The following is a 23,633-nucleotide window of genomic DNA, read 5'->3' on the forward strand; positions in this document are numbered from 1 at the left end:
TTTTTTTATGCAGACATGCACTGATGGGTCCTTTCGACTGGCTTCCCCATGCGCCCCTTGAACCTTTGCAGCTGGAGTGGCTGAACGGGGTCGAGGTGGCCGTGTTGCGCCTGGACCGCATTGACCCGCTGATCAGCGGCAACAAGTGGTTCAAACTCACCGGGCACCTGGTCGAGGCGCAACAGGCGGGGGCCAGCGGTATCATCAGTCTGGGTGGCGCCTACTCCAATCATCTGCATGCCCTGGCGGCGGCCGGCAAACGCTTCGGTTTTGCCACCGTCGGCCTGCTGCGTGGGCACCCACAAGACACCCCGACCGTCCTCGACCTGCAAGCTTTCGGCATGCAACTGCACTGGCTGGGCTATGGCGGTTACCGCGCGCGCCATGGGCCGGACTTCTGGTTGCCTTGGCGCGAGCAATACCCGGATTTGCATCCCGTGCCCGAAGGCGGCGGCGCAATGACAGGGGCGTTGGGCTGTGGCGTGTTGGTCGAGCAGGTGCGCAGGCAGTTGCACACCCTGGGCTGGGCCGATTACCACGGCTGGTGGCTGGCAGCCGGTACCGGTACCACCCTGGCGGGCCTGGTGCTGGCGGAGGCGGGTGCCCATCTTGTGTACGGGGCCCTGGCGGTGCCGGATGACCACGGCGTTGCGCAGAACGTGCAGGCTATCGTGCAGGGCGGGTATGAGTTGCTGGATGCCAGCCGTGGCGGCTTTGCAAAGGTCGATCCGTTATTGCTTGAGTTTATCCAGGCCACCGAGCGGGCCAGCGGCCCGCTGTTGGAACCGCTTTACACCGGCAAGGCGCTGCTGGCGCTCAAACAACAGATCGAGGCCGGGCGCTTTGCCCCCGGCACTCGCCTGATTTTTGTGCACACCGGTGGCCTGCAAGGCCGTCGGGGTTTTGTGGGTTAACGCTTGGGCAACATGCGCAACACGGTGTTATCCCGCATAAAGTAGTGGTGGTACAGACCCGCCGCGGCATGCAGGCCGATCAGCCAATAACCGAGGGTGCCGCCCAACACATGCCAGCCCTCGATCTGCTTGGCCAGGTCCTTGTTCTCACCAATCAGCGGTGGCAACTCGATCCCGTAGAACCACACCGAATGCCCTTCGGCACTGACGATCAGCCAGCCAAAGATTGGCATGCCGATCATGAACACATACAGCGCCACATGCATCAGCGTCGCCAGCAGGGCTTGCCATTGCGGCGGCGCGGGTAAAATCTTCGGCGCCACGCCAAGGCTGCGGGCAAACAGGCGCAGCCAGACCAGTACGAATACGGTCAGGCCGAACATGAAGTGCATTTCCTTGATCAGGGTGCGGCCGCCGCTACCCTTGGGGAAAATCCCGCGAAACTCAATGGTGGTGTAGACCAGCACCAGCAGCACTAGCATCAGCCAGTGCAAGGCGATGGACATCGTACTGTAACGGGACTCGCTGTTTTTCCACGGCATCGCGTCTTTCCTCACTCATCAGGGGCAAACCTCCGTTCTTTGGCGACGAAGTCCCTTTAGCCTAAACCTGTTATGCAAGGTTTGCCCGAGTGAGGGGCGATGTATTGACGTCGATCAGGCGCTTTGCGGCATTTCACCACGGGCCAGGCGCTGATTGATGTCGGCGATCACGCCGGGCAGGTCGGTGATGGTGTCGATCAGGTAGTGCGGGCGCGAGCCGGCAAACAGCGTTTCGATGCGCTGGCGTTCACAGGCCAGGGTCGCCGGGTCCAGGGCGCGGAACTGCTCGTAGGTCAGGCCCAGGGCGTTGCCTGAGCAGGTCAGCGCCACGGTCCACATCCCGGCGCGGCGGCCTTCGAGGATGCCCGGCACGGTGTCGTCGATCTTCACGCAGGCGGCCACGTCATCGATACCCAGGGCGATCACGTTGGCCAGGGCCTGGGCCGGCCATGGGCGGCCATTGGGTACTTCGTCGGTGGCCACGACGTGGTCGGCGATGTAGCCGTTGGTGGCGGCCAACTCGACCACTTTGTCCATCACTTGTTTGGGGTAGCCGGAGCAGGAGCCGATCTTGATCCCTTGCGCACGCAGCGCGGCAATGGTCTCCAGGGCGCCGGGAATCAGCGCCGAGTGTTCGGCGATCTTCTCGATCTGCAACGGCATGAAGCGCTCGTAGATGGCGGTCACGTCATCGTCGGTCGGCGTGCGGCCGAAGGCCTTGCGGTAGCGCTCGGCGACTTGCGGCTGATCGCACAGGGTGCGGATGTGGTCCCACTTGCCCATGCCCATCGGGCCACGGGCTTCTTCGATGGAGACCTGCACGTCGAACTCGGCAAACGCTTCGACAAAAATCTGCGTAGGCGCGAAGGAGCCGAAGTCGACCACGGTGCCGGCCCAGTCAAGGATGGCGGCCTGCAGGGTGTTGGGGTTCTGATAGTTCATGGTTTAAATCCTGTCAGTAAGGGGTAGGAGTCGGCTTGCCGGCGATGGCGGCCGTGAAGGCCCCATCGTCGAGGGAATCAGATTTCGAGTACTTCCATCTCTTGCAGCGCCTGGGCAATCGCCGCCACCGCCGCTTGCATCTCGGCCTGGTTGACATGGCCGATGCAGCCGACGCGGAAGGTCTCCACCTGGGTCAATTTGCCCGGATACAGAATGAAACCCTTGGCCTTGACCCGCTCGTAGAAGTCTTTGAACTGGTAGCGCGGATCGTTCGGCGCATGGAAGGTGACGATGATCGGCGCCTGGATCGCGCTCGGCAGGAAGCTGCGCAGGCCCAGGTCGGCCATGCCATCCAGCAGCGTCTGGCAGTTGGCGGCATAGCGCTGATGGCGCGCCGGCAAGCCGCCTTCTTCGTTGTATTGCAGCAGCGCTTCATGCAGGGCGGCCACCACGTGGGTCGGCGGGGTAAAGCGCCATTGCCCGGTCTTGGCCATGTAGGCGTGCTGGTCGAACAAATCCATGGCCAGGGAGTGGCTGTTGCCCTGGGCCGCGGCCAGGGCCTCTTTTTTCGCAAACACAAAACCCATGCCTGGCACGCCTTCCAGGCATTTGCCGGAGGCGGCGATCAGTGCATCGAACGGCACTTGGGCGGCGTCGATGGGCAGCGCGCCAAAGGAACTCATGGCGTCGATGATCAGGTGCTTGCCGTGGCGCTGGATGACCTGGGCGATCTCCGGCAGCGGGTTGAGAATGCCGGTGCTGGTTTCGCAGTGGATCAGCGCGATATGGGTGATGCTGCTGTCAGCCTGCAACAGCCGGTCGACATCGGCGGCGGTGGTGGGTTGGTCTTCGGCGGTTTCGAAGGTGCTGAACGGGCGGCCCAGCACTTCGCAGATCTTCGCCAGGCGCTTGCCGTATGCGCCGTTGATCAGCACCAGTACCTTGCCATCGCGGGGTACCAGGGTGCCGATGGCAGCTTCGACGGCGAACGTGCCGCTGCCCTGCAAGGGCACGCAGTGATGGCTGTCGCCACCGTTGATGATCGCCAGCAGTTGCTCGCAGAGGCTGGCGGTCAGTTGGTTGAAGCGGTCATCCCACGAACCCCAGTCAACCATCATCGCCTGGCGGGTGCGGGCGGAGGTGGTCAGGGGCCCAGGTGTGAGCAGGATCGGCGCGGCAGTACTCATTCTCATGTCCTCGCAAAGCAGGGGGATGAAGCTACGGGACATAAATTGCAGTTTGGCTTGTCATCAATCAAATTGTTTGTTGTTATGCCAGCCATCAGTGAGGCCGATAGCTATGAATCTTTTCCAACTCCGTGCATTTGACGCCGTGGCCCGGGACGGCAGTTTTACCCGTGCCGCCGCGCGCCTGTTTATCAGCCAGCCAGCCGTGACCGGGCATATCAAGGCGCTGGAAGAGCACTACCAGATCACCCTGCTGCGGCGTACCGCGCGGCGCGTCGAGTTGACGGAGGAGGGCATCAAGCTGGCGGCCATTACCCGCAGTATCTTCGGCCTGGTGGATGAAGCGCAGACCCTGCTCGAAGCCAACCGCCAATTGCTCACCGGGCGCCTGGAAGTGGCGGCGGATGGCCCGCATATGGTCATGCCGATGCTGGCCAAGCTGCGTGCCCGTTACCCGGGGATTACCGTCAACCTGCGCCTGGGCAATGCCCAGGAAACCCTGGCGGCGCTGCTGTCCGAGCATGCAGATGTGGCCGTGTTGACCGAAGTCGAGCCGCGCAAGGGCGTGCACCTGCAACCCTTGAGCGAATCCCGTATCTGCGCCTTGGTACCGGCTGGCCACCCATGGCTGGCGGACCCGGCGGGTATCCGTCTGGAGCAGTTGGACCAGGTGATCATGGTACTGCGCGAGCCCAGTTCCATTACCCGCCGTACCTTCGACGACGCCTGTGCCAAGGCCAGCGTGCAGCCCAGGGTGTTGCTGGAACTGGACAGCCGCGAAGCGGTGACGGAAGCGGTGGCTGCCGAGTTGGGGGTGGGCGTGGTGTCGTCGGTGGAAGTCAGCCGCGATCCGCGGGTGCACGCGATTCCCATCCGTGGTGACGGGCTGCTGAACCAACATATGCTCGGCTGCATGGAGCGGCGCCGGGAGTTGCGCTTGATTCAGGCGTTTTTCGAGTTGGCTTCGGGCTGATCTTCGCGCAGGCTTTCACGGACGATCTCCAGAAAGGTCGCCACTACCCGCCGCGAACTCTGCTCCTTGAGGCACACCAGTGTTTCCTTCATGCGCTGGGTGCAGTCGCGGATGGGCATGGCATACACCCGTGAATCGGCGCCGAACTCCGACGCCGACACCACGCCCACGCCAATCCCCACTACCACGGCCTCGCGCGCGGCTTCGCGGCCTTCCACCTGGATCGCCGGGCGGATGCGCAGCCCGGCCTGGTGCATCTCGCGCTCCAGGGTCTGACGGGTCACCGAGCCGGTTTCCCGCAGGACCAGAGGCGTGTCGTCCAGATCCGCCAGTTCGATGGACTCGCGCCCGGCCCACGGGTGGTTGCGGGCGACGAACGCCAGCATCGGGTCATCACGCAAGGGGATCGAAAGCAGGCGCTCATCGTCGACGTCACGCCCCACCAACGCCAGGTCGGCCTGATAGTTGTACAGGCGGTACAGCGCATCATCGGTGTTGCCGGTCTCGATTTTCACGGTGATTCCCGGATAACGTTCGCAAAACCGGGCGATTTGCGGCAGCACATGCACCGGGGCGTCCACCGCCAGGGTCAGGCTGCCGGTTTGCAGGGCCTTGGAGTCTTGCAGCAGCTCCTGGGCTTCGGCGGCGATGACAAACAGGCGCTGGGTGATACTCAGCAGGCGCTCGCCGAGGTCGGTCAGGCGCACCGAGCGTTTGTTGCGATGGAACAGCAGCACGCCAAAACGCTCTTCAAGCTTGCGCACTTGGTCGGAAATGGCCGGCTGGGTGAGGAACAACCGTTCGGCCGCCAACGTGAAACTGCCATGGACAGCCACGGCATGGAAGGCTTTGAGTTGGGCGTGGGAAACCGACATGGTGCGACCTCTTACAAGCTGAGCTTATATTTGAAATACGATAAATCGATTTTACCTATTAGTCAGCCATTGCTTTGATAGCCCTCAGTCGCCGTAGGTTGAGTCCTACAACTTCGGCGATCATGAGCCCTTGCGTGCAACCTTGCAGGACTCATCTGACCAGTACCCGGTGCTCTGCCACCCGGTACTGCAGTGCAAAACAATAAAAACACAGGCAATTGCTTCTCGATTCTGCCGGCACACTCACACCTGAGGTCAGAACCACCATGAATATCCCTATGGGTAGCATCAAGCGTTGGCGCGTGCAGATTTTCGCCATCACCTGGCTGGCATATGCCGCTTTCTATTTCACCCGCAAAGCATTTTCCGTGGCCAAGTTAGGGATCGTTGACGACCCTAGTTTCCCGCTGGACAAGATGATGATGGCCAACCTGGATGGCCTGTACCTGGCGGCCTATGCCGTCGGCCAGTTCACCTGGGGCATGCTCGCCGACCGTTTCGGCCCACGGGTGGTGGTGTTGGGCGGGCTGGTGATTTCGGCGGCTGCCGCCCTGGTCATGGGCACGTTTGCCACCTTGCCGATCTTTGTCACGTGCATGTTGATCCAGGGGTTGGCGCAATCCACCGGCTGGTCGGGGCTGTGCAAGAACCTTGGTAGTTTCTTCCCGGCGCAACAGCGCGGGCGGGTGCTGGGCTTATGGAGCTCGTGTTACGCGTTTGGCGGGCTGGTGGCCTCGCCATTTGCCGGCTGGTGGGCCTACACCCTGATTGGCAGCTGGCACGCGGCATTTATCTCCAGTGCCGCGGTGGTGGCGGTGGTGGCGGTGCTGTTCTTTATTTTCCAGCGCAACACGCCACAGGACGTCGGCCTGCCAGAAGTGGAGCCCGAGCCGGCAATGAGCGCCGAAGAGCAGGCGGCGGCGAAAAAAATCAGCATCCTTGAGCCGTTGCGCGAGATCTTGCGCAACCGCACGGTGCTGACCCTGGGCCTGGCGTACTTCCTGTTGAAACCGGCGCGTTACGCGATCCTGTTGTGGGGCCCGGTGATTGTCTATGAGCAGATGCCCTCGGTGGGCAAGGTCGGCGCGGCCATTGTGCCCACGGCGTTCGAGCTGGCGGGGTTGTTGGGGCCGATCATGATTGGCCTGGCGTCCGACAAACTGTTCGGCGCCCGGCGCATGCCGGCCTGTGTTCTCAGTTTGTTGGCGCTGACCGTGTCCCTGGCGCTGTTTATGGGGGCGTTGCATACCGGCAGTGTGATGTTGGTGATGGCTTTGCTGTTTGTCATGGGCCTGACCCTGTACGGGCCGGACTCGATGATCAGCAGCACGGCGGCCATTGACTTCGGTACCGCCAAGGCCGGCGCAACGGCGGCGGGCTTCGTCAATGGTTGCGGCTCGGTGGGCGCGATCCTCGGTGGCCTGCTGCCGGGCTACTTCGACACGGTGACGGTGTTTATCGTGTTCGCCGGCGCTGCCCTGTTTTCCTCGCTGGTGCTGATGCCTTATTGGAACGCCCGGCCTGCGGTATTGGCGCAAGTGGGCGACTTTGTGCCGGATCGCACTGTGGCAATCAAACCCCTGCGCACCTGAGGTACCTGCAACGCTGGCCGGTTTTTTGGTGGAACGATGGGTTCTTGCCCTATAAACTCTGCGGCCAAAGCGCCGGCCAGTAGACGTCTCGGCGCCACGGATATCAAGAGAGTGAGTCATGGGCGCACAGTGGAAGGTTAAACATAAAGAAGCGGCATCCAATGCCAAGGGCAAGATTTTCGGCAAGCTGGTGAAGGAAATCACCATTGCCGCCCGTAACGGTGCGGACACCGCGACCAACGCCCACCTGCGTCTGGTGGTCGAGCAGGCCAAAAAGGCCTCGATGCCCAAGGAAACCCTGGAGCGCGCAATCAAGAAAGGCGCGGGCCTGCTCGGCGAGACCGTGCAGTACCATCGCGTGACTTATGAAGGGTTCGCCCCGCACCAGGTGCCGTTGATTGTTGAATGCGTGACCGACAATATCAACCGCACCGTGGCGGAAATCCGCGTAGCTTTCCGCAAGGGGCAACTCGGAGCTTCGGGCTCGGTGGCCTGGGACTTCAACCATGTAGGGCTGATCGAGGCCTCGCCGGACACCCCCGATGCCGACCCGGAAATGGCCGCCATCGAAGCCGGTGCCCAGGACTTTGAGGAAGGTGAAGAAGAGGGCACGACCCTGTTCATCACCGAGACCACCGACCTGGACGCGGTGCAGAAGGCGTTGCCGGAGCAGGGTTTTACCGTGTTGTCGGCGAAGTTGGGCTACCTCGCGAAAAACCCGGTCAGCGGCCTGAGCGACGAGCAGATGGCTGAAGTCGAAGCCTTCCTGGAAGGCCTGGACAACCATGACGACGTGCAGGACATGTTCGTCGGCCTGGCGGGCTAAACCCGGCCTGGAATTATGGGCACGGGCTTGTGTGTGAGCGGGCTTGCCCGCGATTGCGGTGTATCAGATGGCACATCAGCTGGCTGACCCACCGCTATCGCGGGCAAGCCCGCTCCCACATAAGCCCGCTTCCGCATTTGCAGGGCGTTTCAGAGTGAGGACAGCAGTGCCTCGATCTCTTCGAACGCCGGACGCGCCAGCACCTGCGGCTGGCAGCAGTGGTCCCGCAGCGCCTCCAGCACCTGGCGCTGGTCATCGCTCAAACCTGCGTCAATGCGCTCCAGCAACTCCCCCAGCAACACCCCGAACGCCCGCACTTCAATGCGCTGCAACGCCCTGGTTTCCAAGGTGTCGGCCGTGGCATGGAATGACGCCGCGCCAAAGTCCCCCAGCAAACAATCACCCCCGGCATTCCACAGGATATTGTGGCCATACAGGTCGCCATGGGTGATGCCATGCCGGTGCAGGTGTGCGGCCACGGAGGCGATGCCGCGCGCCGTGCGCAACGCCACAGCCATGCTGAAACGGCTGGCGGGGTCGTAGATGTCCCGTGTGCAGGACGCCAGGCTGGGTAGGCCGGCGAGGTTGCGGTAGCTCGGGTCGATCAGGTCCATCACCAGCGCGGCCTGGTCATCGGGGTGGCCGATTACCCGGCCTTGCACCTTGATCAGGTTGGGGTGCAGCCCGGCGGCAATGCAGGCCTGCATTTCATGCAGCGGTGAACCGTCGCTGGTGATGGTGCCCTTATAGAGTTTGACCGCGACCGGCTCGTTCGACGGTTTGCGCAGTGCCTTGCGAATCACCCCCGAGGCGCCTTCGCCGAGCACCTCGGCCAGCTCCAGTTCGGCCCAGGGAATATTCGCTGTGTTGTCGTCAATTGCCAGTTCGACCGCGCTTTCCACCGGGTTGCCGGCATAGGCCAGCCAGGTCAGGCGCGGCAGCGTCAGCAGCCATTGCGGCAATTGCGTCAGGCGGTTGGCGGCGATGCGCAGCAGTTCGAGGTTGTGGCACTGGGCCAGGCTCGCCGGCAGTTGCTCCAGGCGATTACCGGCCAGCATGAGTTTTTGCAGCAGCGGCCGTTCGCCGAGTTCATCCGGCAAGTGGCTGAGACGGTTATCGGTGAGGATCAACCAACGCAACTGCGGCGGCAGTGCAGCGGCCGGCACCTGCTCGATCTGGTTGGCCTTGAAGCCGACCATGCTCAATTGCTGGCATTGCCCCAGGCACGCCGGCAGTTCGGTGAAGGCGTTGTCCGAGCAAAACAGCACGCGCAGGTGGGGCAGCCGGTGCAGGTCGTCGGGCAGACTGCGCAGGGCGTTGCCGCTCAGGTTGAGGATTTCCAGGGAGTCGGCCAGGTCGAAGATTTCCCGGGGGAACTGCGTCAGGCCGCAGGACAGGTCCAGGCGCTTGATGCCAGCCAGTTGGCCAGCCTTGAGTTGGGCAAGGGTATCCATGAACAGCTTAGGTCACTCGACAAGATCAAAGGCGCTCATGATAGCGACTTGAGCGCCAGCGGGCTGACTTGTTGCAACTGCCCCAGGCGGCTGCGGGTGCGCGCCAGGTCAATCGCCTGGCCTTGCAGGGCGTGGTCCAGTGGCTGTTGGCCCAGCAGGGTCAGCTGCTTGTCCTGGTCGTACAGCACGTCGATCAGGTTGATAAAGCGCTGTTGCACGGCAATCGGGCAATCGCCGAGCAGCGGCAGGTCGTCGATGATCCAGTGGTCGAAATCCTCGCACAGCAGCAGGTAATCCATCACGGCGGTGGGCTGTTCGCACAGGTCGTTGAAGGTCAAGGCCAGGCTGCGCGCCTGGTACCAGCGCACCTGCAGTTGCCGCGAGCCGACCGCCAGCGCCAGGGGCGGGCCATCGGTGGCGGGCAGCCCCAGTTCACGGCGCTGGGCCGGGGTGCCCGGCCACACGTACTGGCCATGGGTGAAGCGCTGCAGCTGGTGGTTCTGCGCCAGGCCCCGGTAGTCCTGGGGCGCGCTGACTTCCATGACGTCCATGCGCGCGCTGATCAAGTCAATCACCGGCTTGAAGCGCTGATGGTACAGCGGGTTGGGCAGCAAGCCCTGGGGCGGGTAATTGGAGGTGACCAGCAGCAGGATGCCCCGTTGGAACAGGGCCTTGAACAGGCGAGTGATCAACATCGCGTCGCCGATGTCATGCACATGGAACTCGTCGAAACACAGCACCCGGCAGCCGTCGAGCAATTGATCCAGGGTGGCGCCCAGGGCATCGGCCTGCTGGCGGTGGGCAAACATGCCGCGGTGCAGGCGGGCGAAAAAGTCGTGGAAATGTACCCGCTGTTTGTCAGGCAAGGGCAAGGCCTGGAAAAACCCGTCCAGCAGCCAGCTTTTGCCCCGGCCGACAGCGCCGTGCAGGTACAGGCTGCGGGTCGGGCGCTGGGCCAGCAGGTGTGCGGCCTGCCGCGCCATAGCGTCGATCACCCGCACCTGGCTGGGGCTGAGGGTGTAGCCCTGTTGCCGAGCCTTGTCCGCGAAGAAGCGCTGAATGGCTGGCGCGCTGTCGTGGGCGGTTTTTTTGCCCAGCAGGCGTTTGAGCAGGGGCAGGCGCCGGGGGCGGCTCTCTCGAAAAGGCATGGCGTTGGCGTCCTAGAACCGGGTGGTCTGCTTGAGCAATGGGGTGGTCGGCTCGTCCTCCGGGCTGACCATCGCATAGTTGTAGCCGGGGCTGGACCAGTATTCGGCCTGCAGTCCATCGGCACTGCGGCTGCCCCGTGGCAGCAGGGTGTTTTGCGGGCCGGGCGGGCGAATATAAAAACTGATGCGCCGGCCCTGCGGGTTCTCGTAAAGCACCATCGCTGCCGCGCCCTGATCGGTGCTGAGCAGCCGTGCGCTGACCGGGCTGAAGCCGGCCTGGCTGAGGTCTGGCAGGCGATGGGCCTGGGCGAAGTAACGGTCGAGCCAGGCTTGCATATCGCCATTGCCCTGCACCTGGTAATCGGCGGGCATGATTGGGTTCTGGGCAAACAGGCGGTACGCCTGCATGGCGTCGGTCATCGGCAGTGCGCTGGCGACCAGGGTCGCCTGCCGCGCTTGCCAGCCACCCAGGCCGCCCAGACCGACGGCGAGCACCAGCATGGCGGCAGTGGCCAGCTGGCGGCGCGACTGGTGCTTGAGACGCTGGCGAATCTGCGCCGGATCCAACTCGGGGTTGGCCGCTGGCGGCGCACCGATGGCCGTGCGCAGGTGCTGGGCATCCTGTTGCCAGGCGTGGACCTGGGCCGCGACCTCGGGGTGGGCGGCGAGCCAGATCTGCAGTTGGCGGCGATCCGGCTCGCTGAGCTGGTGATCGACGTACGCGTGCAGGTCGCGTTCGTTGGGGGGCAGGCTGATCATTTGAGTATCCGCAGGGAAGGGCGGGTGATGTCGCCGTCGCTGAGCTGGCGCAAGGCCTGGCGGGCGCGGGACAGGCGTGACATCACGGTGCCGATGGGCACGTCGAGGATATGGGCGACTTCCTTGTAGCTCAAGCCTTCCACCGAAACCCACAGCAGCAGGGCGCGTTGCTCGCTGCTCAACTGGTCGAAGGCTTGCAGGGTCGATTGGGCGATCACCGTACGTTCGACTGACGGTTGCGCGTCATCACGGCCGGTGAAGAACTCCAGCATCCGCGCATAACGCCGCGAACGCCGGTGCGCGTCGAGGAACTGCCGGTAGAGGATCGAGAACAGCCAGGCGCGCAAATCGCCGTCGACGCGCTTGTTGCGCCAACTGACGATGGCGCGCTCAAGCGTGGCCTGCACCAGGTCGTCGGCGCTGCTGGGGTTGCGTGTCAGGGATACGGCAAAGCGCCGTAGCCTGGGGAGGAGTTCACGCAATGAGTCGTCGAGTTCGTGCATGGCAATCTTGGTCACTGTGCTTGGACCAGGAAGACGTCCGGCCTTGGAGGTTATTCCAGGGATTGAAAAATAAACAGTGCGGGTGGGAATAGAGCGTGTCGACGCTCGTCCTGCTTCTCTCTCACCTGTGGCCGCTGGCCCTGGAGCACTGCATGCTAGATCAACCATCCCCCTCACGCCCGCCGCTGGGGCGCGCCAGCCTGATGCTGCGCCTGGCCGCTATCGGCGTGGTCGTCGGTGCCGCCGCCGGGGCGTTTGCCTACGTCAACGGCACACTCGACCCGCAGCGGTTGCGCCCCCAGACCCTGGTCAATGCCCTGGAAACCAATAACGGCGTGCACCCCGGCTACCGGCGCAACCATTCCAAGGGTGTATGCGTGGCGGGCTATTTCGAGAGCAGTCCTGCGGCGCGTGCCTATTCCCGTGCGCAGGTATTCAGCGAGGCCCGCACCCCGGTGATCGGCCGTTTTGCCTTGCCCAGCGGCAACCCCTATGCCCCGGACAGCAGCGTACCGATCCGCAGCCTGGCCGTGCAGTTCAACCAGGCCAACGGCCAGCAATGGCGCAGCGGGATGAACAGCATGCCAGTGTTCCCGGTGGGCACGCCCGAGGCGTTCTACCAGATGCTCAAGGCGGGGACTCCCGATCCGGCGACCGGCAAGCCCAACCCGGCCAGTATGCCGGCGTTTTTTGCCAGCCATCCGGAGACGGCGCCGTTCCTGGCCTGGGTCAAGACGGCCAGGCCATCAGCCAGCTATGCCACCGAGCGTTACAACGGCATCAATGCGTTTTACCTGGTGAATGCCGACGGGCAGCGCCAGGCCGTGCGCTGGGGGCTGGTGCCGATGAGCCAGGACGTCAGCGCAGCCGCTGCGCTGCAAGGGGCGGATTTCCTCCAGGCCGACCTGGAGCAACGATTGGCGGCCGGCCCCCTGCGCTGGCAGTTGCAGATCACCCTGGCCAACCCCACGGACCCGGTGGATGACGCGAGCAAGGCCTGGTCTGGGGCGCACACGGTGCTGGATGCCGGCACGCTGGTACTCGAGCGCAGTCAGCCGCAGTTGGACGGTGATTGCCGCGATATCAACTTTGACCCGCTGATCCTGCCCAGTGGTATCGAAGCTTCCAATGACCCGCTGCTGGCCGCACGTTCTGCTGCCTATGCCAGTTCCTACCTGCGCCGTACCGGCGAAGTCAGCCACTTGCACAGCGCCTCTCAGGAGTCCCGGCCATGAAGACTCAACCGCGTTTTTTCGCCCCGCTGGCGCGCCTGCTGCACTGGCTGATGGCGCTGATGGTCATTGCCATGCTGTTTATCGGTGCTGGCATGGTGGCCTCGGTGTCCCAGCGCCATGCATGGTTGTTGCACCTGCACAAGCCATTGGGCATTGCGATTCTGCTGTTGGTGATCGTGCGCCTGGTGGTGCGCTTTGCTACCCGCCAGCCACCGCTGCCTGCCGATTTGCCGGCGTGGCAGGTGTTGGCGGCCAAGGCGTCGCATCTGCTGCTGTATGGCTTGATGCTGGCGCTGCCGTTGTTGGGATGGGCGATGATTTCGGCGGCCGGTGACCCAGTGATGCTGAGCAGTTCTTTGCAGTTACCGGCGTGGGTGCCGGCCAACGCGCAGTTGTTTGCAATCCTGCGCAAGGCCCATGGGTATCTCGCCTATTTGCTGTTCCTCACGGTGTTGCTGCATTTGGCGGCGGCGTTGTTCCATGGCTGGGTTCGCCGGGATGGCGTTTTGCAAAGCATGCTCGGCAAGGACTGAGGCCCCAGGGTCGCCCACCAGTATCCCAGGGCCAGTAGGTTGATGGCGGCGCCCAAGGCACAAACACCGAGCCAGCCGGCCCAGGCGTACATCAGGGTCGCGCCGAGCGAGCCCAGGGCGCTGCCTGCCGAATAGAACAGCATGTAGCCGGCAGCCAGGCGGCTCTGGGCTTTGGGGCGCACGCTGTAGATCAGGCTTTGGCTGGTGACATGCACGGCTTGCAGGCCGAGGTCGAAGGCAATCACCCCAAGCAACAGTGCCCACAACGAAGACTGGGTCAAGGCGATGGGCAGCCAAGACACCAGCATCAGCGCCAGGGCCGCGCCGCTGGTCCACTGTGCCCAGCCTCGGTCAGCCAGGCGCCCGGCATGGGCCGCTCCCAGCGCGCCGGCGGCACCGGCAAGGCCGAACAGGCCGATCTGGGTGTGGGACAACGACAGCGGCGGGGCGCTCAAGGGCAATACCAAGGGCGTCCATAGCACCGTGCCCGCGGCAAAAATCAGCAAGGCCAGCACCGCGCGGTCGCGCAGCACTTTTTCCTCGCGCAACAGGCTGAACACTGAACCGAGCAACTGGCGATAGGCGCCTGGCGCCCGGGGCTGCTCGGTAGCGGGCAAGACACGCCAGAGCAGCAGCGCCATCAGCAACGTCAAGCCAGCCGACAGCAGGTACACCGAGCGCCAGCCGGCCAGGTCCGCCATGAGCCCGGACACCGTGCGCGCCAGCAGCAGGCCAACCACGATGCCACTGGTCACCAGGCCCACCACATGCCCCCGCTGCTCGGGACGCGCCAGGTTTGCGGCGTAGGCCACCAATACCTGGGCCACCACGGCGAGCAAGCCCGTCAGCAACAGGCCAGCCAGAAACCCCACGCTGCTGTTGGACAGGGCGACCAGCAATACCGCGCCGGTGGACAGCAGTAACTGGCCGACGATCAAGTGCCGACGGTTGAGCAGATCGCCCAACGGCACCAGCAGTAATAAACCGAGGCCATAGCCGACCTGGGTCAGGCTGATCACGATGCCGACGGTGGCGGGGTCCATGGCGAACGTCGTGGCCATGGCATCCAGCAGGGGTTGGGCGTAATAGACGTTTGCCACCGACAGGCCGCAGGCAATGGCGAACAGCAGCACCACGGCGCCGCTTAACGATGATTGGGGCATGCTGAGTTCTCATTGTGGTTGTTAAATAAAACCAGTTGTACGGTAGGTGTTCTGGTTTTATATTGCAACTACATTTTTTTTGTCAGGCAGGCGTTATCCATGGTCAAACTCACCCGCTTTGAAAGTGCCGAATGCCCGGTGGCGCGCTCGCTGGAGGCAATTGGCGATGGCTGGGCGCTGTTGATCATTCGCGATGCATTCGACGGCATCCGCCGTTTTGGCGAGTTTCAGCGCAGCCTGGGTATGGCCAAGAATATTCTTTCGGCACGCTTGCGCAGCCTGGTCGGCCACGGGATTTTCGAGATTGTCCCGGCCTCGGATGGCAGTGCTTATCAGGAGTATGTGTTGACGGAAAAGGGCAGGGGGCTGTTTGCCGTGATCATTGGGTTGCGGCAATGGGGCGAGGGGTTTTTCTACGCCGAGGGCGAGGCCCATTCGGTGCTGTTGGACCGTGAGCACGGACAGCCGCTGCAGGCTTTGCACGTGCAGGCGGCAGATGGCCGGGTGCTTGGGCCGCTGGACTGCGTGCGAGTGGCGGCGCAGTCCGAGGCTGAGGGTTAACGGCGCTTATTGGGGCAGGGTCAGCGCAGTACGTTGACCATGTCCGCCACGGTGCTCAGCACGTCCTTGCCCAGTTGCCGGGAGCGTTTGCCGGACCAGCCGGTGCGTGGATCGGGCGCATCGTCGTTGTCCTTGAACGGCATTTCCAGGGTCAGGGACAGGCAATCGAATTTCTCGCCCACGCTGTTGCACGCCAAGGTCATATTGGCCTGGCCCGGCAAGTCGCGGGTGTAGCCATGGGTGGTCTGGAAGTCGCGGGTCAGTTCGCTCAAGTGGCTGCGAAAGTGTTTTTCCAGGGCCTCGATACGCGGGGTATAGCCGGGGTTGCCTTCACACCCTGCGGTGAATACGTAGGGGATTTCTTCGTCGCCGTGGATATCCAGGAACAGGTCGACGCCATATTTTTCCATTTGCTGCTGGACGAACAGCACTTCCGGGCTCTGTTCCTGGCTTGCGCTTTGCCAGGCGCGATTGAGGTCCTGGCCCATGGCGTTGGTGCGCAAGTGACCGTGGAACGCGCCATCCGGGTTCATGTTCGGCACCAGGTACAGGTCGGCGGATGCCAGGAGTTTTTTCAGTTCAGCATCACCTTCCTGCTGCAGGCGCTCGATGATGCCTTCCATAAACCACTCGGCCATATGCTCGCCAGGGTGCTGCTGCGCAATGATCCACACTTTGCGCTGCCCGGCGTCACCCTTGCCACGGCGTAGCAGGGGAATATCACGGCCTTCGACACTCTTGCCGGTGGCCAGCAATTGCGTACCGGCGCGGTTCAGTGCCTGCTCGATCAACCAGGCGTGTCGCTCGCGACTGTAGGGTTCGAAGTAGGCGAGCCAGGCGTGTTTTTGCTCGGCCTGCAGTTCGATGTGCAAGGTTTCGCCATCAAAGCGCGTCGGCACCCGGAACCAATTGATGTGGTCGTAGGACGCCACAGCGTTGTAACCGCTCCAGGCATGTTTGTAGGAGGACTGGCCGGCGTTGCTCAGGCGAAAGGTATGGGTATGACCAATGTGCATGCCTTCGGCCTTGAAGTGAAACCATTGGAAGTGCTGGCTGCGGGTATCAGGTTTGATCGCCAGCAGTAACTGATGGGCATCGCTGGTGTCGAGCACCTGGATATTGCCACTGTCGAAGTCGGTGCTGATTTTGATGGAGGTCAAGGCCACGGTCATAGTCTGATTGCCTGAATATGAGAGTTGTGGCGGGCAGTTTACACAGACGCGGGGTAAAGTCTGGACGCAAATTATTGCGAAAAGGGAGGGGGCGTCATCCTTGACGCAGCCGCAGCTTAGAGTCTGTGAGATTGATTCTCAAGTGCTATCTTGGAAAGAAGCGGGCCAGAGCGCTTGATCGGCTTTCTTTCGGTGATTGTCTTTTGCTACCATGCGCGCCATCGAGCAACACACAGTCTTCATTAGCCTGAAGCCACGCCAGAATAACTGGCAAAAAAAAGACCCGGCCAAAGAGCCGGGTCAAAAACCGTGATTAGCCTGATGAGGAGATATTCCAAGAGTCCGACCTAAGGTCTCTTGGCCTATCGACTGATCTCGCGACCAGCTGCTTGCAATAATAATCATTATCATTTGCAAGTCAAATGTTTTTATCCGTCTGATAGAAATATTTTTCCTTCTGTTCCTGCACGCCTATCTGGCTATGAGGCTTTGCCGCCTGCCAGTTGCAGTGGACGCTCCAGCATGGCCTTGGCCATATCAATCAAATACACCACTGAAAACGCCAGGTCTCGGGTGCCCCCCAGCTTGTTGTTCGCCAACTCATACGCGATGGCGGCGGCGCTGCGCAGCAGGTCCGAGGCATGCACCAGGGCTTCTTCGCTGCTGACATGGGGGTTGGCCTCGAAAAAGGCCACATCGTCCACTGGCTCCGTGTCCTCTTTCAAGTAGTAGTCCAGTGCGCGTCGGGCGGCTTCGCTGCCCTGCAAGAACTTTATTTCATCGTCATCAGGTGTGCCAGGCAGGTGATCCAGGGTAGTGGTCATGAGGTCGGTGCTCTGGGTGGGAAGGTGAACAGGTGGGGTTGATAATAATACGATCTGTATTTATGTCATTTGATTGATTACTACAAACTGTTTATTGTCGCCCTGAATTCATCCGGTATTGTGTGGCCCATGGATAAATGGATAGCGTTGGTCAAAGCCAACATGAAGGCCCGCAAGGTCACGCAGCATCAACTGGCCGCACGCTTGGGCATGTCCCAGGGCGGCATTGGCCACTGGCTGGGCAAGCGCCGGGTGCCCAGCCTCGCCGATATGAACCGGGTGCTCGAAGAGCTGGGCCTGGGCTATCTGGAGACGGTGCTGGTGATCCGCGAAAAAAGCGACGCCCCGGCGAACGACGATGCCGCGCCGGTCACTCAATACAATCCGTATTTTCGTTACCCTGTGACCGACTGGAAACACCCCTGCCAGGTGCACGAACAGCGGCCAGCCTATGGCGCCACGCGTTTTGAGGCGAGCGATTACGAGGCCGACGGCGAGGCGTTCTGGCTCCAGGTGAGCGGCGATGCGATGACCGCGCCCAGTGGGCCGAGTATTGCCGAAGGGATGATGATCCTGGTGGACCCGGCCCGCGAAGCCGAGCCCGGTACATTGGTGGTGGCCCAATGGGCCGGCAGCAGCCAGGCGACCTTTCGCAAGTTGATCGAGGAAAGCGGCCAGCGTTACCTGGTGCCGCTCAACCCGACCTACCCCAAAGCCCTGCTCACCGATGACTGCCGGATCATCGGCGTGGTGGTACAGGCCACGGTGAAGTTCTAGGCCTGGGCTTCCAGCTCCACCAAGGCGCTGCCTTCGCCGACCATTTCGCCTTCCTGGCAATACAGTGCCTTGATCACGCCTCCGTGGGGCGCGCGGATGCTGTGCTCCATCTTCATCGCTTCAAGCACCACCAGTTGCGCACCGGCCTCCACCGTCTGCCCGACTTCCACCAGCACCCGCACGATGCTGCCGTTCATGGGTGCGCTCAGGCCGCCCTGATGGGCTTGTCCGGCATCGACGGCGGCGATCGGGTCAAACAGCGTCACGCTGCGCATCTCACCTTGCCAGCGCAGGAACAGCGTCTGCCCATGGCGCACGGCCAAGTGCGAACGGCGGATGCCAGCATCCTCGATCAGCAATTGTTCGCCACGCAGTTGCGGCGCGGTGCTGGTTTGCAGTGTTACCAGGCGATCCTGGCCGTCACTGCTCAAATGCAGGGATGTTTCGGCAGGCAGGCCCGCACGAAAGCCCAGGGTTGCAGCCCACGGCGAGGCAGGATCGTCCTGCCGCAGGCGGGAGGGCTGGCTTTGCATGAAAGCATGACCGGCCGCCTGCCAGAACTCATCACTCAACGCACTGGCGGCAGGCAGCAGTTGCTCCTGATAACGCGGGATAAACCCGGTATCCAATTGCGCTGCGGCAAAGGCGGGATGGCCGATGATGCGCCGTAAGAAGCCCAGGTTGGTCTTCAAGCCGCCGACCGCAAACTCGTCGAGCATGCTCAACAGGCGCAGGCGCGCCTGTTCGCGGTCCTCGCCCCAGGCAATCAGTTTTCCAAGCATCGGGTCGTAGAAGGGCGAGACGTCGTCCCCTTGCTCGACGCCACTGTCCACCCGCCGTCCCGGGCCAGGCGCCGATTCGCGGTACAGCGCCAGATGCCCGGTGGCCGGCAAAAAGTCATTGGCCGGGTCTTCGGCATACAGCCGCACTTCAATCGCGTGGCCGCGCAACGGCACCTGCTCCTGGGTCATGGGCAGCGGCTCGCCTTGCGCCACGCGAATCTGCCAGGCCACCAGGTCCAGGCCGGTGATGGCCTCGGTCACCGGGTGTTCTACCTGCAAGCGAGTGTTCATTTCCATAAAGAAAAACTCACCGCGCGCATCCAGCAGAAACTCCACGGTGCCGGCGCCCACATAGCCAATCGCCTGTGCGGCACGCACCGCTGCCTCGCCCATGGCCTGGCGCAGGGCAGGGCTGAGGCCGGGGGCCGGTGCTTCTTCGACGACCTTTTGATGGCGACGCTGGATCGAGCAGTCGCGTTCATTGAGGTACAGGCAATGGCCGTGCTGGTCGGCAAACACCTGGATCTCCACGTGGCGGGGCTTGATCAGGTACTTCTCCACCAGCATCTGCGCATTGCCAAACGACGACAGCGCCTCGCGCTGGGCCGAGGCCAGGGCTTCGGCCAGTTGGCTTTCGTCCTCGACCACTTTCATGCCCTTGCCGCCGCCGCCCGCCGTGGCCTTGAGCAGCACCGGGTAGCCAATGCGCGCGGCGGCCTGGCGGAAGGTTTCCAGATCCTGGCCGGCACCGTGGTAACCCGGCACCAGCGGCACGCCAGCGGTTTCCATCAATGCCTTGGCCGCCGACTTGCTGCCCATGGCATCAATGGCCGAGGCGGGCGGGCCAAGGAAAATCAGCCCGGCCTCTTCAATCGCTCGGGCAAAGCGTGGGTTTTCGGAAAGAAAACCATAGCCTGGATGAATCGCCTGGGCGCCGCTGGCCTTGGCCGCGGCGATCAGTTTGTCGATCTGCAGGTAGCTGTCGGCGGCCTTGCTGCCGCCCAGGTCCACCCGGATATCGGCTTCTCGGCTGTGGCGCGCATCGCGGTCCGTGGCGCTGTGCACGGCAACGGTGGTCATGCCCAGTGCCTTGGCCGTGCGCATGACCCGACAGGCGATTTCGCCCCGGTTGGCCACCAGTACGCAGGTAATCAACGGTGCACTCATGAACGTGGCTCCTGGGACTGCCAACTGGGCGCACGCTTTTGCAAAAATGCGCGCAAGCCTTCCTGGCCCTCGGCGCTGACGCGGATGCGCGAGATGGCGTTTTCGCAGTAACGGCGCAACGCCGGAGTCAGGGCGCCATTACCCACTTCGCGCAACAAATCCTTACTGGCGCGCATGGCGGCCGGGCTGTTGAGCAGCAGGTTGGCGATCCATTGCTCGACGTGCTGATCCAGCGCATCCAGCGGGTAGCTTTGCGCCAATAGCCCGATGGCCTGGGCTTGCTGACCGTCGAAGCGTTCTGCGGTCAGGGCATAGCGGCGTGCCGCGCGCTCGCCAATCGCCTGCACCACAAACGGGCTGATGACCGCCGGCGCGAGGCCGATGCGTACTTCCGACAGGCAGAACTGCGCATCCTCGGCGCCAATGGCCATGTCGCAGCAACTGATCAGGCCCAGGGCGCCGCCGTAGGCCGCGCCCTGGACCACCGCCAGTGTCGGGATCTTCAGCTTGGCCAGGTTGTACATCAACTCCGCCAATTCGCGGGCGTCGTCGAGGTTGGTGTGGTAATCCAGTTCGGCCGACTGTTGCATCCAGGCCAGGTCCGCGCCGGCGCTGAAATGCTTGCCGCGCCCGCGCACGACCAGAAAACGCAGCGCGGCATCGGCCTGGACCTGGTCCAGGGCAATGATCAGCTCGCGGATCATTTCGGCGTTGAACGCGTTGTTCTTCTCTTCCCGGCTCAACCACAGCGTGGCAAAGCCACGGGGGTCGTTGACCAGTTCAACAGTGTTGAAATCGCTCATGGGTGCAGCTCCAATTACATGCGGAACACGCCGAAGCGGCTCGGCTCGATGGGGGCATTCAGCGCGGCGGACAAGGCCAGGGCCAGCACGTCACGGGTCTGCAAAGGGTCGATGACGCCGTCATCCCACAGGCGGGCGCTGGAGTAGTAAGGGTGGCCCTGGGTTTCGTACTGGTCGAGGATCGGCTGCTTGATCTGCGCTTCGTCCTCGGCGCTGAACGCCTGGCCACTGCGCTCGGCCTGTTCGCGCTTGACCTGCACCAGCACGCCGGCGGCCTGTTCGGCGCCCATCACGCCAATGCGGGCGTTGGGCCACATCCACAAAAAGCGCGGGTCGTAGGCGCGCCCGCACATCCCATAGTTACCGGCACCAAAGCTGCCGCCGATGATCACTGTGAATTTCGGCACCTTGGCGCAGGCCACCGCCGTGACCAGCTTGGCGCCGTGCTTGGCGATGCCGCCGGCTTCGTATTTCTGCCCAACCATAAAGCCGGTGATGTTCTGCAAGAACAGCAGGGGAATCCCGCGCTGGCAGGCCAACTCGATAAAGTGCGCGCCTTTTTGCGCCGCTTCGGCGAAGAGGATCCCGTTGTTGGCGAGGATCGCGATGGGGTAGCCATGCAAATGGGCAAAGCCGCAGACCAGCGTGGTGCCGAACAGCGCCTTGAATTCATCGAAGACCGAGCCGTCCACCAGTCGCGCAATCACTTCGCGTACATCGAACGGTTGCTTGGCGTCGGCCGAGATCACCCCATACAGCTCTTCGCTGGGATACAACGGCGCGACCGGCGTGCGCTGTTGCAACTGCCCCTGTTTGCGCCAGTTGAGGTTGGCGATGCTGCGACGGGCCAGGGCCAGGGCATGTTCGTCGCTGTCGGCGTAATGGTCGGCCACCCCGGAGATCTTGCAGTGCACATCGGCACCGCCAAGGTCTTCGGCGCTGACCACTTCACCGGTGGCCGCCTTCACCAGTGGAGGCCCGGCGAGGAAGATGGTGGCCTGCTGGCGCACCATGATCGCTTCATCGGCCATCGCCGGTACATAAGCGCCACCCGCCGTGCAGGAGCCCATCACCACGGCAATCTGCGGAATGCCCTGGGCGCTCATATTGGCTTGGTTGAAAAAAATCCGCCCAAAGTGCTCGCGGTCGGGGAACACCTCGTCCTGGCGCGGCAGGTTGGCGCCGCCGGAGTCCACCAGGTAAATGCAGGGCAGGCGGTTCTGTTCGGCGATGGTCTGGGCGCGCAGGTGTTTTTTCACGGTCAGCGGGTAGTAGGAACCGCCTTTTACCGTGGCATCGTTGGCGACGATCATGCATTCGACGCCTTCGACCCGGCCGATCCCGGCGATCACGCCCGCGGCCGGTACCTCTTCACCGTAGACCTGATACGCCGCCAGTTGGCTGAGTTCGAGGAACGCCGAGCCCGGGTCGAGCAGGCGGTTGATACGCTCGCGCGGCAGCAGCTTGCCACGGGAGGTATGACGCTCCTGGGCCTTGCTGCCGCCGCCTTGCTGGACCTGGGCGAGCAGGGTGTGCAAGGCATCGACCTGTTTGAGCATCGCCGCGCTGTTGCTGGCGAATTCCGCCGAGCGCGGGTTGAGTTGGGTGTGCAGGGTGGCCATGGTGCACTCCCTCAGCGGGTTTCGTTAAACAGTTCGCGACCAATCAACATGCGTCGGATCTCACTGGTGCCCGCGCCAATTTCATACAGCTTGGCATCACGTAACAGACGGCCTGCGGGGAATTCATTGATGTAGCCATTGCCGCCGAGAATCTGGATCGCATCGAGGGCCATCTGTGTTGCGCGTTCGGCGCTGTACAGAATCACCCCGGCGGCGTCCTTGCGCGTGGTTTCGCCGCGCTCGCAGGCCTGGGCCACCGCATAGAGGTAGGCGCGGCTGGCGTTGAGCTGGGTGTACATGTCGGCAACTTTGCCCTGGATCAGCTGGAATTCGCCGATGCTCTGCCCGAACTGCTTACGGTCGTGGATGTAGGGGACGATCAGGTCCATGCAGGCCTGCATGATCCCGGTAGGGCCGCCGGAGAGCACCACACGCTCGTAGTCCAGGCCGCTCATCAGCACTTTGACCCCGCCATTGAGCACGCCGAGGATGTTTTCTTCGGGCACTTCGACGTCATCGAAAAACAGCTCGCAGGTGTTGGAGCCGCGCATGCCCAGCTTGTCGAACTTGTTGCTGCGGCTGAAGCCCTTGGCGTCGCGCTCGACAATAAACGCGGTAATACCATGGGCGCCTTTTTCCAGGTCGGTCTTGGCGTAGATCACATAGGTGTGGGCATCAGGACCGTTGGTGATCCAGGTCTTGCTGCCGTTGAGCACATACACGCTGCCGCGTTTGTCGGCGCGCAGCTTCATCGACACCACATCGGAGCCCGCATTCGGTTCGCTCATGGCCAGGGCGCCAATGTGTTCGCCGCTGATCAGCTTGGGCAGGTACTTGAGTTTCTGTTCATGAGTGCCGTTGCGGTTGATCTGGTTGACGCACAGGTTGGAGTGCGCCCCGTAGGACAACGCCACCGAGGCCGAGCCGCGGCTGATTTCTTCCATGGCCACCACGTGGGCCAGGTAACCCAGACCGGCACCGCCGTATTCTTCCGGCACGGTGATGCCCAGCAGGCCCATGTCACCGAACTTGCGCCACATATCCACGGGGAACAGGTTGTCGATATCAATCTGCGCTGCCCGTGGCGCCAGCTCCTTGGCCACGAAGGCCTGCACCTGGTCGCGCAGCATGTCGATGGTTTCACCGAGGGCGAAATTCAGGGTCGGGTAACTCATGGAGGGGCACCTATAAACATTATTGTTGTGGGGCTGGCGACGCCATTGGGCGATCACCTTTACGTTAACGTAAACTTGCGTTGCATGACTGTCAATCGTAGCTT

At 62.7% G+C, this 23,633-nt stretch carries 23 protein-coding genes; 8 read left to right on the top strand and 15 right to left on the bottom strand.

All coding sequences use genetic code 11. The features are described 5' to 3' along the window. The first annotated feature begins 23 nt into the window (after positions 1-23). Positions 24-914 carry a 1-aminocyclopropane-1-carboxylate deaminase gene (locus HBR93_RS22035; protein ID WP_169961066.1) on the top strand — a complete coding sequence of 297 codons (891 nt, stop codon included), beginning with the start codon at positions 24-26 and terminating at the stop codon, positions 912-914. On the opposite strand, the gene HBR93_RS22040 is transcribed toward HBR93_RS22035, so the two are convergent. The 3 genes from HBR93_RS22040 to HBR93_RS22050 all read right to left on the bottom strand — a co-directional run bounded on the left by HBR93_RS22040 (position 911) and on the right by HBR93_RS22050 (position 3,585). Continuing rightward, the gene (locus tag HBR93_RS22040) at positions 911-1,456 is read right to left on the bottom strand and encodes a cytochrome b (protein WP_057960053.1); all 546 of its coding nucleotides are present in this window, start codon (positions 1,454-1,456) and stop codon (positions 911-913) included. The two genes, HBR93_RS22035 and HBR93_RS22040, sit on opposite strands and share 4 nt — an antisense overlap. Positions 1,457-1,570: 114 nt before the next feature. Beyond that, positions 1,571-2,398: a phosphonoacetaldehyde hydrolase gene (phnX, locus tag HBR93_RS22045; protein WP_169961067.1), complete on the bottom strand. Its 828-nt coding sequence runs from the start codon at positions 2,396-2,398 to the stop codon at positions 1,571-1,573. A 77-nt stretch (positions 2,399-2,475) separates the two neighbouring features. Then, positions 2,476-3,585 carry a 2-aminoethylphosphonate--pyruvate transaminase gene (locus HBR93_RS22050; RefSeq protein ID WP_057444272.1) on the bottom strand — a complete coding sequence of 370 codons (1,110 nt, stop codon included), beginning with the start codon at positions 3,583-3,585 and terminating at the stop codon, positions 2,476-2,478. Between the two features lie 112 nt (positions 3,586-3,697). Between HBR93_RS22050 and HBR93_RS22055 the strand changes: the two genes are divergently transcribed. Continuing rightward, positions 3,698-4,558 (top strand): LysR substrate-binding domain-containing protein, encoded by an 861-nt coding sequence (locus tag HBR93_RS22055; protein WP_057960052.1) that lies wholly within the window; start codon positions 3,698-3,700, stop codon positions 4,556-4,558. Here HBR93_RS22055 and HBR93_RS22060 read toward each other — a convergent pair. Then, a complete protein-coding gene (locus tag HBR93_RS22060) occupies positions 4,528-5,433 on the bottom strand; it encodes a LysR substrate-binding domain-containing protein (protein WP_057441524.1) in 906 nt (301 codons plus the stop codon). The two genes, HBR93_RS22055 and HBR93_RS22060, sit on opposite strands and share 31 nt — an antisense overlap. A gap of 266 nt (positions 5,434-5,699) precedes the next feature. On the opposite strand from HBR93_RS22060, the gene HBR93_RS22065 reads away from it, so the two are divergent. Both HBR93_RS22065 and HBR93_RS22070 read left to right on the top strand, forming a co-directional pair. Next, positions 5,700-7,025: an MFS transporter gene (locus HBR93_RS22065; RefSeq protein ID WP_057441526.1), complete on the top strand. Its 1,326-nt coding sequence runs from the start codon at positions 5,700-5,702 to the stop codon at positions 7,023-7,025. A gap of 118 nt (positions 7,026-7,143) precedes the next feature. Continuing rightward, on the top strand, positions 7,144-7,851 hold the full coding sequence (locus tag HBR93_RS22070; RefSeq protein WP_057441529.1) for a YebC/PmpR family DNA-binding transcriptional regulator: 708 nt from the start codon (positions 7,144-7,146) through the stop codon (positions 7,849-7,851). A gap of 149 nt (positions 7,852-8,000) precedes the next feature. Here HBR93_RS22070 and HBR93_RS22075 read toward each other — a convergent pair whose 3' ends face one another. The 4 genes from HBR93_RS22075 to HBR93_RS22090 are packed head-to-tail and all read right to left on the bottom strand — an operon-like array spanning position 8,001 to position 11,715. Further along, positions 8,001-9,305, bottom strand: a complete 1,305-nt coding sequence (locus tag HBR93_RS22075; RefSeq protein ID WP_169961068.1) for a leucine-rich repeat-containing protein kinase family protein — start codon at positions 9,303-9,305, stop codon at positions 8,001-8,003. 35 nt (positions 9,306-9,340) lie between these two features. Continuing rightward, positions 9,341-10,453, bottom strand: coding sequence for a cell division protein ZapE (gene zapE, locus HBR93_RS22080; RefSeq protein WP_169961069.1), 1,113 nt, complete (start codon positions 10,451-10,453; stop codon positions 9,341-9,343). Positions 10,454-10,465: 12 nt separating this feature from the next. Next, complete coding sequence (locus HBR93_RS22085; protein ID WP_115128500.1) at positions 10,466-11,212, bottom strand: anti-sigma factor; 747 nt, start codon at positions 11,210-11,212, stop codon at positions 10,466-10,468. Continuing rightward, positions 11,209-11,715 carry a sigma-70 family RNA polymerase sigma factor gene (locus HBR93_RS22090; RefSeq protein WP_057441590.1) on the bottom strand — a complete coding sequence of 169 codons (507 nt, stop codon included), beginning with the start codon at positions 11,713-11,715 and terminating at the stop codon, positions 11,209-11,211. Before HBR93_RS22090 ends, HBR93_RS22085 begins: the two co-directional genes overlap by 4 nt. A 152-nt stretch (positions 11,716-11,867) precedes the next feature. On the opposite strand from HBR93_RS22090, the gene HBR93_RS22095 reads away from it, so the two are divergent. Together HBR93_RS22095 and HBR93_RS22100 are read left to right on the top strand one after the other, a co-directional pair. Beyond that, positions 11,868-12,950 carry a catalase family peroxidase gene (locus HBR93_RS22095; RefSeq protein WP_169961070.1) on the top strand — a complete coding sequence of 361 codons (1,083 nt, stop codon included), beginning with the start codon at positions 11,868-11,870 and terminating at the stop codon, positions 12,948-12,950. Continuing rightward, a complete protein-coding gene (locus tag HBR93_RS22100) occupies positions 12,947-13,483 on the top strand; it encodes a cytochrome b/b6 domain-containing protein (protein ID WP_057441541.1) in 537 nt (178 codons plus the stop codon). The genes HBR93_RS22095 and HBR93_RS22100 overlap by 4 nt, the downstream gene beginning before the upstream one ends. Here HBR93_RS22100 and HBR93_RS22105 read toward each other — a convergent pair. Next, positions 13,381-14,646 (bottom strand): MFS transporter, encoded by a 1,266-nt coding sequence (locus HBR93_RS22105; RefSeq protein ID WP_169961071.1) that lies wholly within the window; start codon positions 14,644-14,646, stop codon positions 13,381-13,383. The genes HBR93_RS22100 and HBR93_RS22105 overlap by 103 nt on opposite strands. A gap of 99 nt (positions 14,647-14,745) precedes the next feature. Between HBR93_RS22105 and HBR93_RS22110 the strand changes: the two genes are divergently transcribed. Next, the gene (locus HBR93_RS22110) at positions 14,746-15,207 is read left to right on the top strand and encodes a helix-turn-helix domain-containing protein (protein WP_057960045.1); all 462 of its coding nucleotides are present in this window, start codon (positions 14,746-14,748) and stop codon (positions 15,205-15,207) included. A gap of 20 nt (positions 15,208-15,227) precedes the next feature. Here HBR93_RS22110 and HBR93_RS22115 read toward each other — a convergent pair whose 3' ends face one another. Both HBR93_RS22115 and HBR93_RS22120 read right to left on the bottom strand, forming a co-directional pair. Then, positions 15,228-16,379 (bottom strand): M14-type cytosolic carboxypeptidase, encoded by a 1,152-nt coding sequence (locus HBR93_RS22115; protein WP_057441546.1) that lies wholly within the window; start codon positions 16,377-16,379, stop codon positions 15,228-15,230. Positions 16,380-16,858: 479 nt separating this feature from the next. Further along, positions 16,859-17,203: a DUF3077 domain-containing protein gene (locus HBR93_RS22120; protein WP_057960043.1), complete on the bottom strand. Its 345-nt coding sequence runs from the start codon at positions 17,201-17,203 to the stop codon at positions 16,859-16,861. Positions 17,204-17,332: 129 nt separating this feature from the next. On the opposite strand from HBR93_RS22120, the gene HBR93_RS22125 reads away from it, so the two are divergent. Beyond that, positions 17,333-17,980, top strand: a complete 648-nt coding sequence (locus tag HBR93_RS22125) for a LexA family transcriptional regulator (RefSeq protein WP_057441591.1) — start codon at positions 17,333-17,335, stop codon at positions 17,978-17,980. On the opposite strand, the gene HBR93_RS22130 is transcribed toward HBR93_RS22125, so the two are convergent. From HBR93_RS22130 to HBR93_RS22145, 4 genes are read right to left on the bottom strand one after another with little or no spacing between them, the layout of a single operon-like run. Next, on the bottom strand, positions 17,977-19,929 hold the full coding sequence (locus HBR93_RS22130; protein WP_169961072.1) for an acetyl/propionyl/methylcrotonyl-CoA carboxylase subunit alpha: 1,953 nt from the start codon (positions 19,927-19,929) through the stop codon (positions 17,977-17,979). The two genes, HBR93_RS22125 and HBR93_RS22130, sit on opposite strands and share 4 nt — an antisense overlap. Then, positions 19,926-20,732: a gamma-carboxygeranoyl-CoA hydratase gene (locus tag HBR93_RS22135; RefSeq protein ID WP_169961073.1), complete on the bottom strand. Its 807-nt coding sequence runs from the start codon at positions 20,730-20,732 to the stop codon at positions 19,926-19,928. The genes HBR93_RS22130 and HBR93_RS22135 overlap by 4 nt, the downstream gene beginning before the upstream one ends. 14 nt (positions 20,733-20,746) lie before the next feature. Further along, a complete protein-coding gene (locus HBR93_RS22140; protein ID WP_169961074.1) occupies positions 20,747-22,354 on the bottom strand; it encodes a carboxyl transferase domain-containing protein in 1,608 nt (535 codons plus the stop codon). Positions 22,355-22,365: 11 nt separating this feature from the next. Next, on the bottom strand, positions 22,366-23,529 hold the full coding sequence (locus HBR93_RS22145) for an isovaleryl-CoA dehydrogenase (RefSeq protein WP_057441554.1): 1,164 nt from the start codon (positions 23,527-23,529) through the stop codon (positions 22,366-22,368). Between the last annotated feature and the right edge of the window lie 104 nt (positions 23,530-23,633).

Origin of the sequence: Pseudomonas sp. WS 5411, from assembly GCF_012985595.1 — a bacterium.
Classification (GTDB): domain Bacteria; phylum Pseudomonadota; class Gammaproteobacteria; order Pseudomonadales; family Pseudomonadaceae; genus Aquipseudomonas; species Aquipseudomonas shahriarae.

Bases quoted from the DNA above. Each gene is read 5' to 3' on its own strand.
- HBR93_RS22035 (WP_169961066.1), top strand. From the start codon at position 24: ATGGGTCCTTTCGACTGGCTTCCCCATGCGCCCCTTGAACCTTTGCAG.
- HBR93_RS22040 (WP_057960053.1), bottom strand. From the start codon at position 1,456: ATGCCGTGGAAAAACAGCGAGTCCCGTTACAGTACGATGTCCATCGCC.
- phnX (WP_169961067.1), bottom strand. From the start codon at position 2,398: ATGAACTATCAGAACCCCAACACCCTGCAGGCCGCCATCCTTGACTGG.
- HBR93_RS22050 (WP_057444272.1), bottom strand. From the start codon at position 3,585: ATGAGTACTGCCGCGCCGATCCTGCTCACACCTGGGCCCCTGACCACC.
- HBR93_RS22055 (WP_057960052.1), top strand. From the start codon at position 3,698: ATGAATCTTTTCCAACTCCGTGCATTTGACGCCGTGGCCCGGGACGGC.
- HBR93_RS22060 (WP_057441524.1), bottom strand. From the start codon at position 5,433: ATGTCGGTTTCCCACGCCCAACTCAAAGCCTTCCATGCCGTGGCTGTC.
- HBR93_RS22065 (WP_057441526.1), top strand. From the start codon at position 5,700: ATGAATATCCCTATGGGTAGCATCAAGCGTTGGCGCGTGCAGATTTTC.
- HBR93_RS22070 (WP_057441529.1), top strand. From the start codon at position 7,144: ATGGGCGCACAGTGGAAGGTTAAACATAAAGAAGCGGCATCCAATGCC.
- HBR93_RS22075 (WP_169961068.1), bottom strand. From the start codon at position 9,305: ATGGATACCCTTGCCCAACTCAAGGCTGGCCAACTGGCTGGCATCAAG.
- zapE (WP_169961069.1), bottom strand. From the start codon at position 10,453: ATGCCTTTTCGAGAGAGCCGCCCCCGGCGCCTGCCCCTGCTCAAACGC.
- HBR93_RS22085 (WP_115128500.1), bottom strand. From the start codon at position 11,212: ATGATCAGCCTGCCCCCCAACGAACGCGACCTGCACGCGTACGTCGAT.
- HBR93_RS22090 (WP_057441590.1), bottom strand. From the start codon at position 11,715: ATGCACGAACTCGACGACTCATTGCGTGAACTCCTCCCCAGGCTACGG.
- HBR93_RS22095 (WP_169961070.1), top strand. From the start codon at position 11,868: ATGCTAGATCAACCATCCCCCTCACGCCCGCCGCTGGGGCGCGCCAGC.
- HBR93_RS22100 (WP_057441541.1), top strand. From the start codon at position 12,947: ATGAAGACTCAACCGCGTTTTTTCGCCCCGCTGGCGCGCCTGCTGCAC.
- HBR93_RS22105 (WP_169961071.1), bottom strand. From the start codon at position 14,646: ATGCCCCAATCATCGTTAAGCGGCGCCGTGGTGCTGCTGTTCGCCATT.
- HBR93_RS22110 (WP_057960045.1), top strand. From the start codon at position 14,746: ATGGTCAAACTCACCCGCTTTGAAAGTGCCGAATGCCCGGTGGCGCGC.
- HBR93_RS22115 (WP_057441546.1), bottom strand. From the start codon at position 16,379: ATGACCGTGGCCTTGACCTCCATCAAAATCAGCACCGACTTCGACAGT.
- HBR93_RS22120 (WP_057960043.1), bottom strand. From the start codon at position 17,203: ATGACCACTACCCTGGATCACCTGCCTGGCACACCTGATGACGATGAA.
- HBR93_RS22125 (WP_057441591.1), top strand. From the start codon at position 17,333: ATGGATAAATGGATAGCGTTGGTCAAAGCCAACATGAAGGCCCGCAAG.
- HBR93_RS22130 (WP_169961072.1), bottom strand. From the start codon at position 19,929: ATGAGTGCACCGTTGATTACCTGCGTACTGGTGGCCAACCGGGGCGAA.
- HBR93_RS22135 (WP_169961073.1), bottom strand. From the start codon at position 20,732: ATGAGCGATTTCAACACTGTTGAACTGGTCAACGACCCCCGTGGCTTT.
- HBR93_RS22140 (WP_169961074.1), bottom strand. From the start codon at position 22,354: ATGGCCACCCTGCACACCCAACTCAACCCGCGCTCGGCGGAATTCGCC.
- HBR93_RS22145 (WP_057441554.1), bottom strand. From the start codon at position 23,529: ATGAGTTACCCGACCCTGAATTTCGCCCTCGGTGAAACCATCGACATG.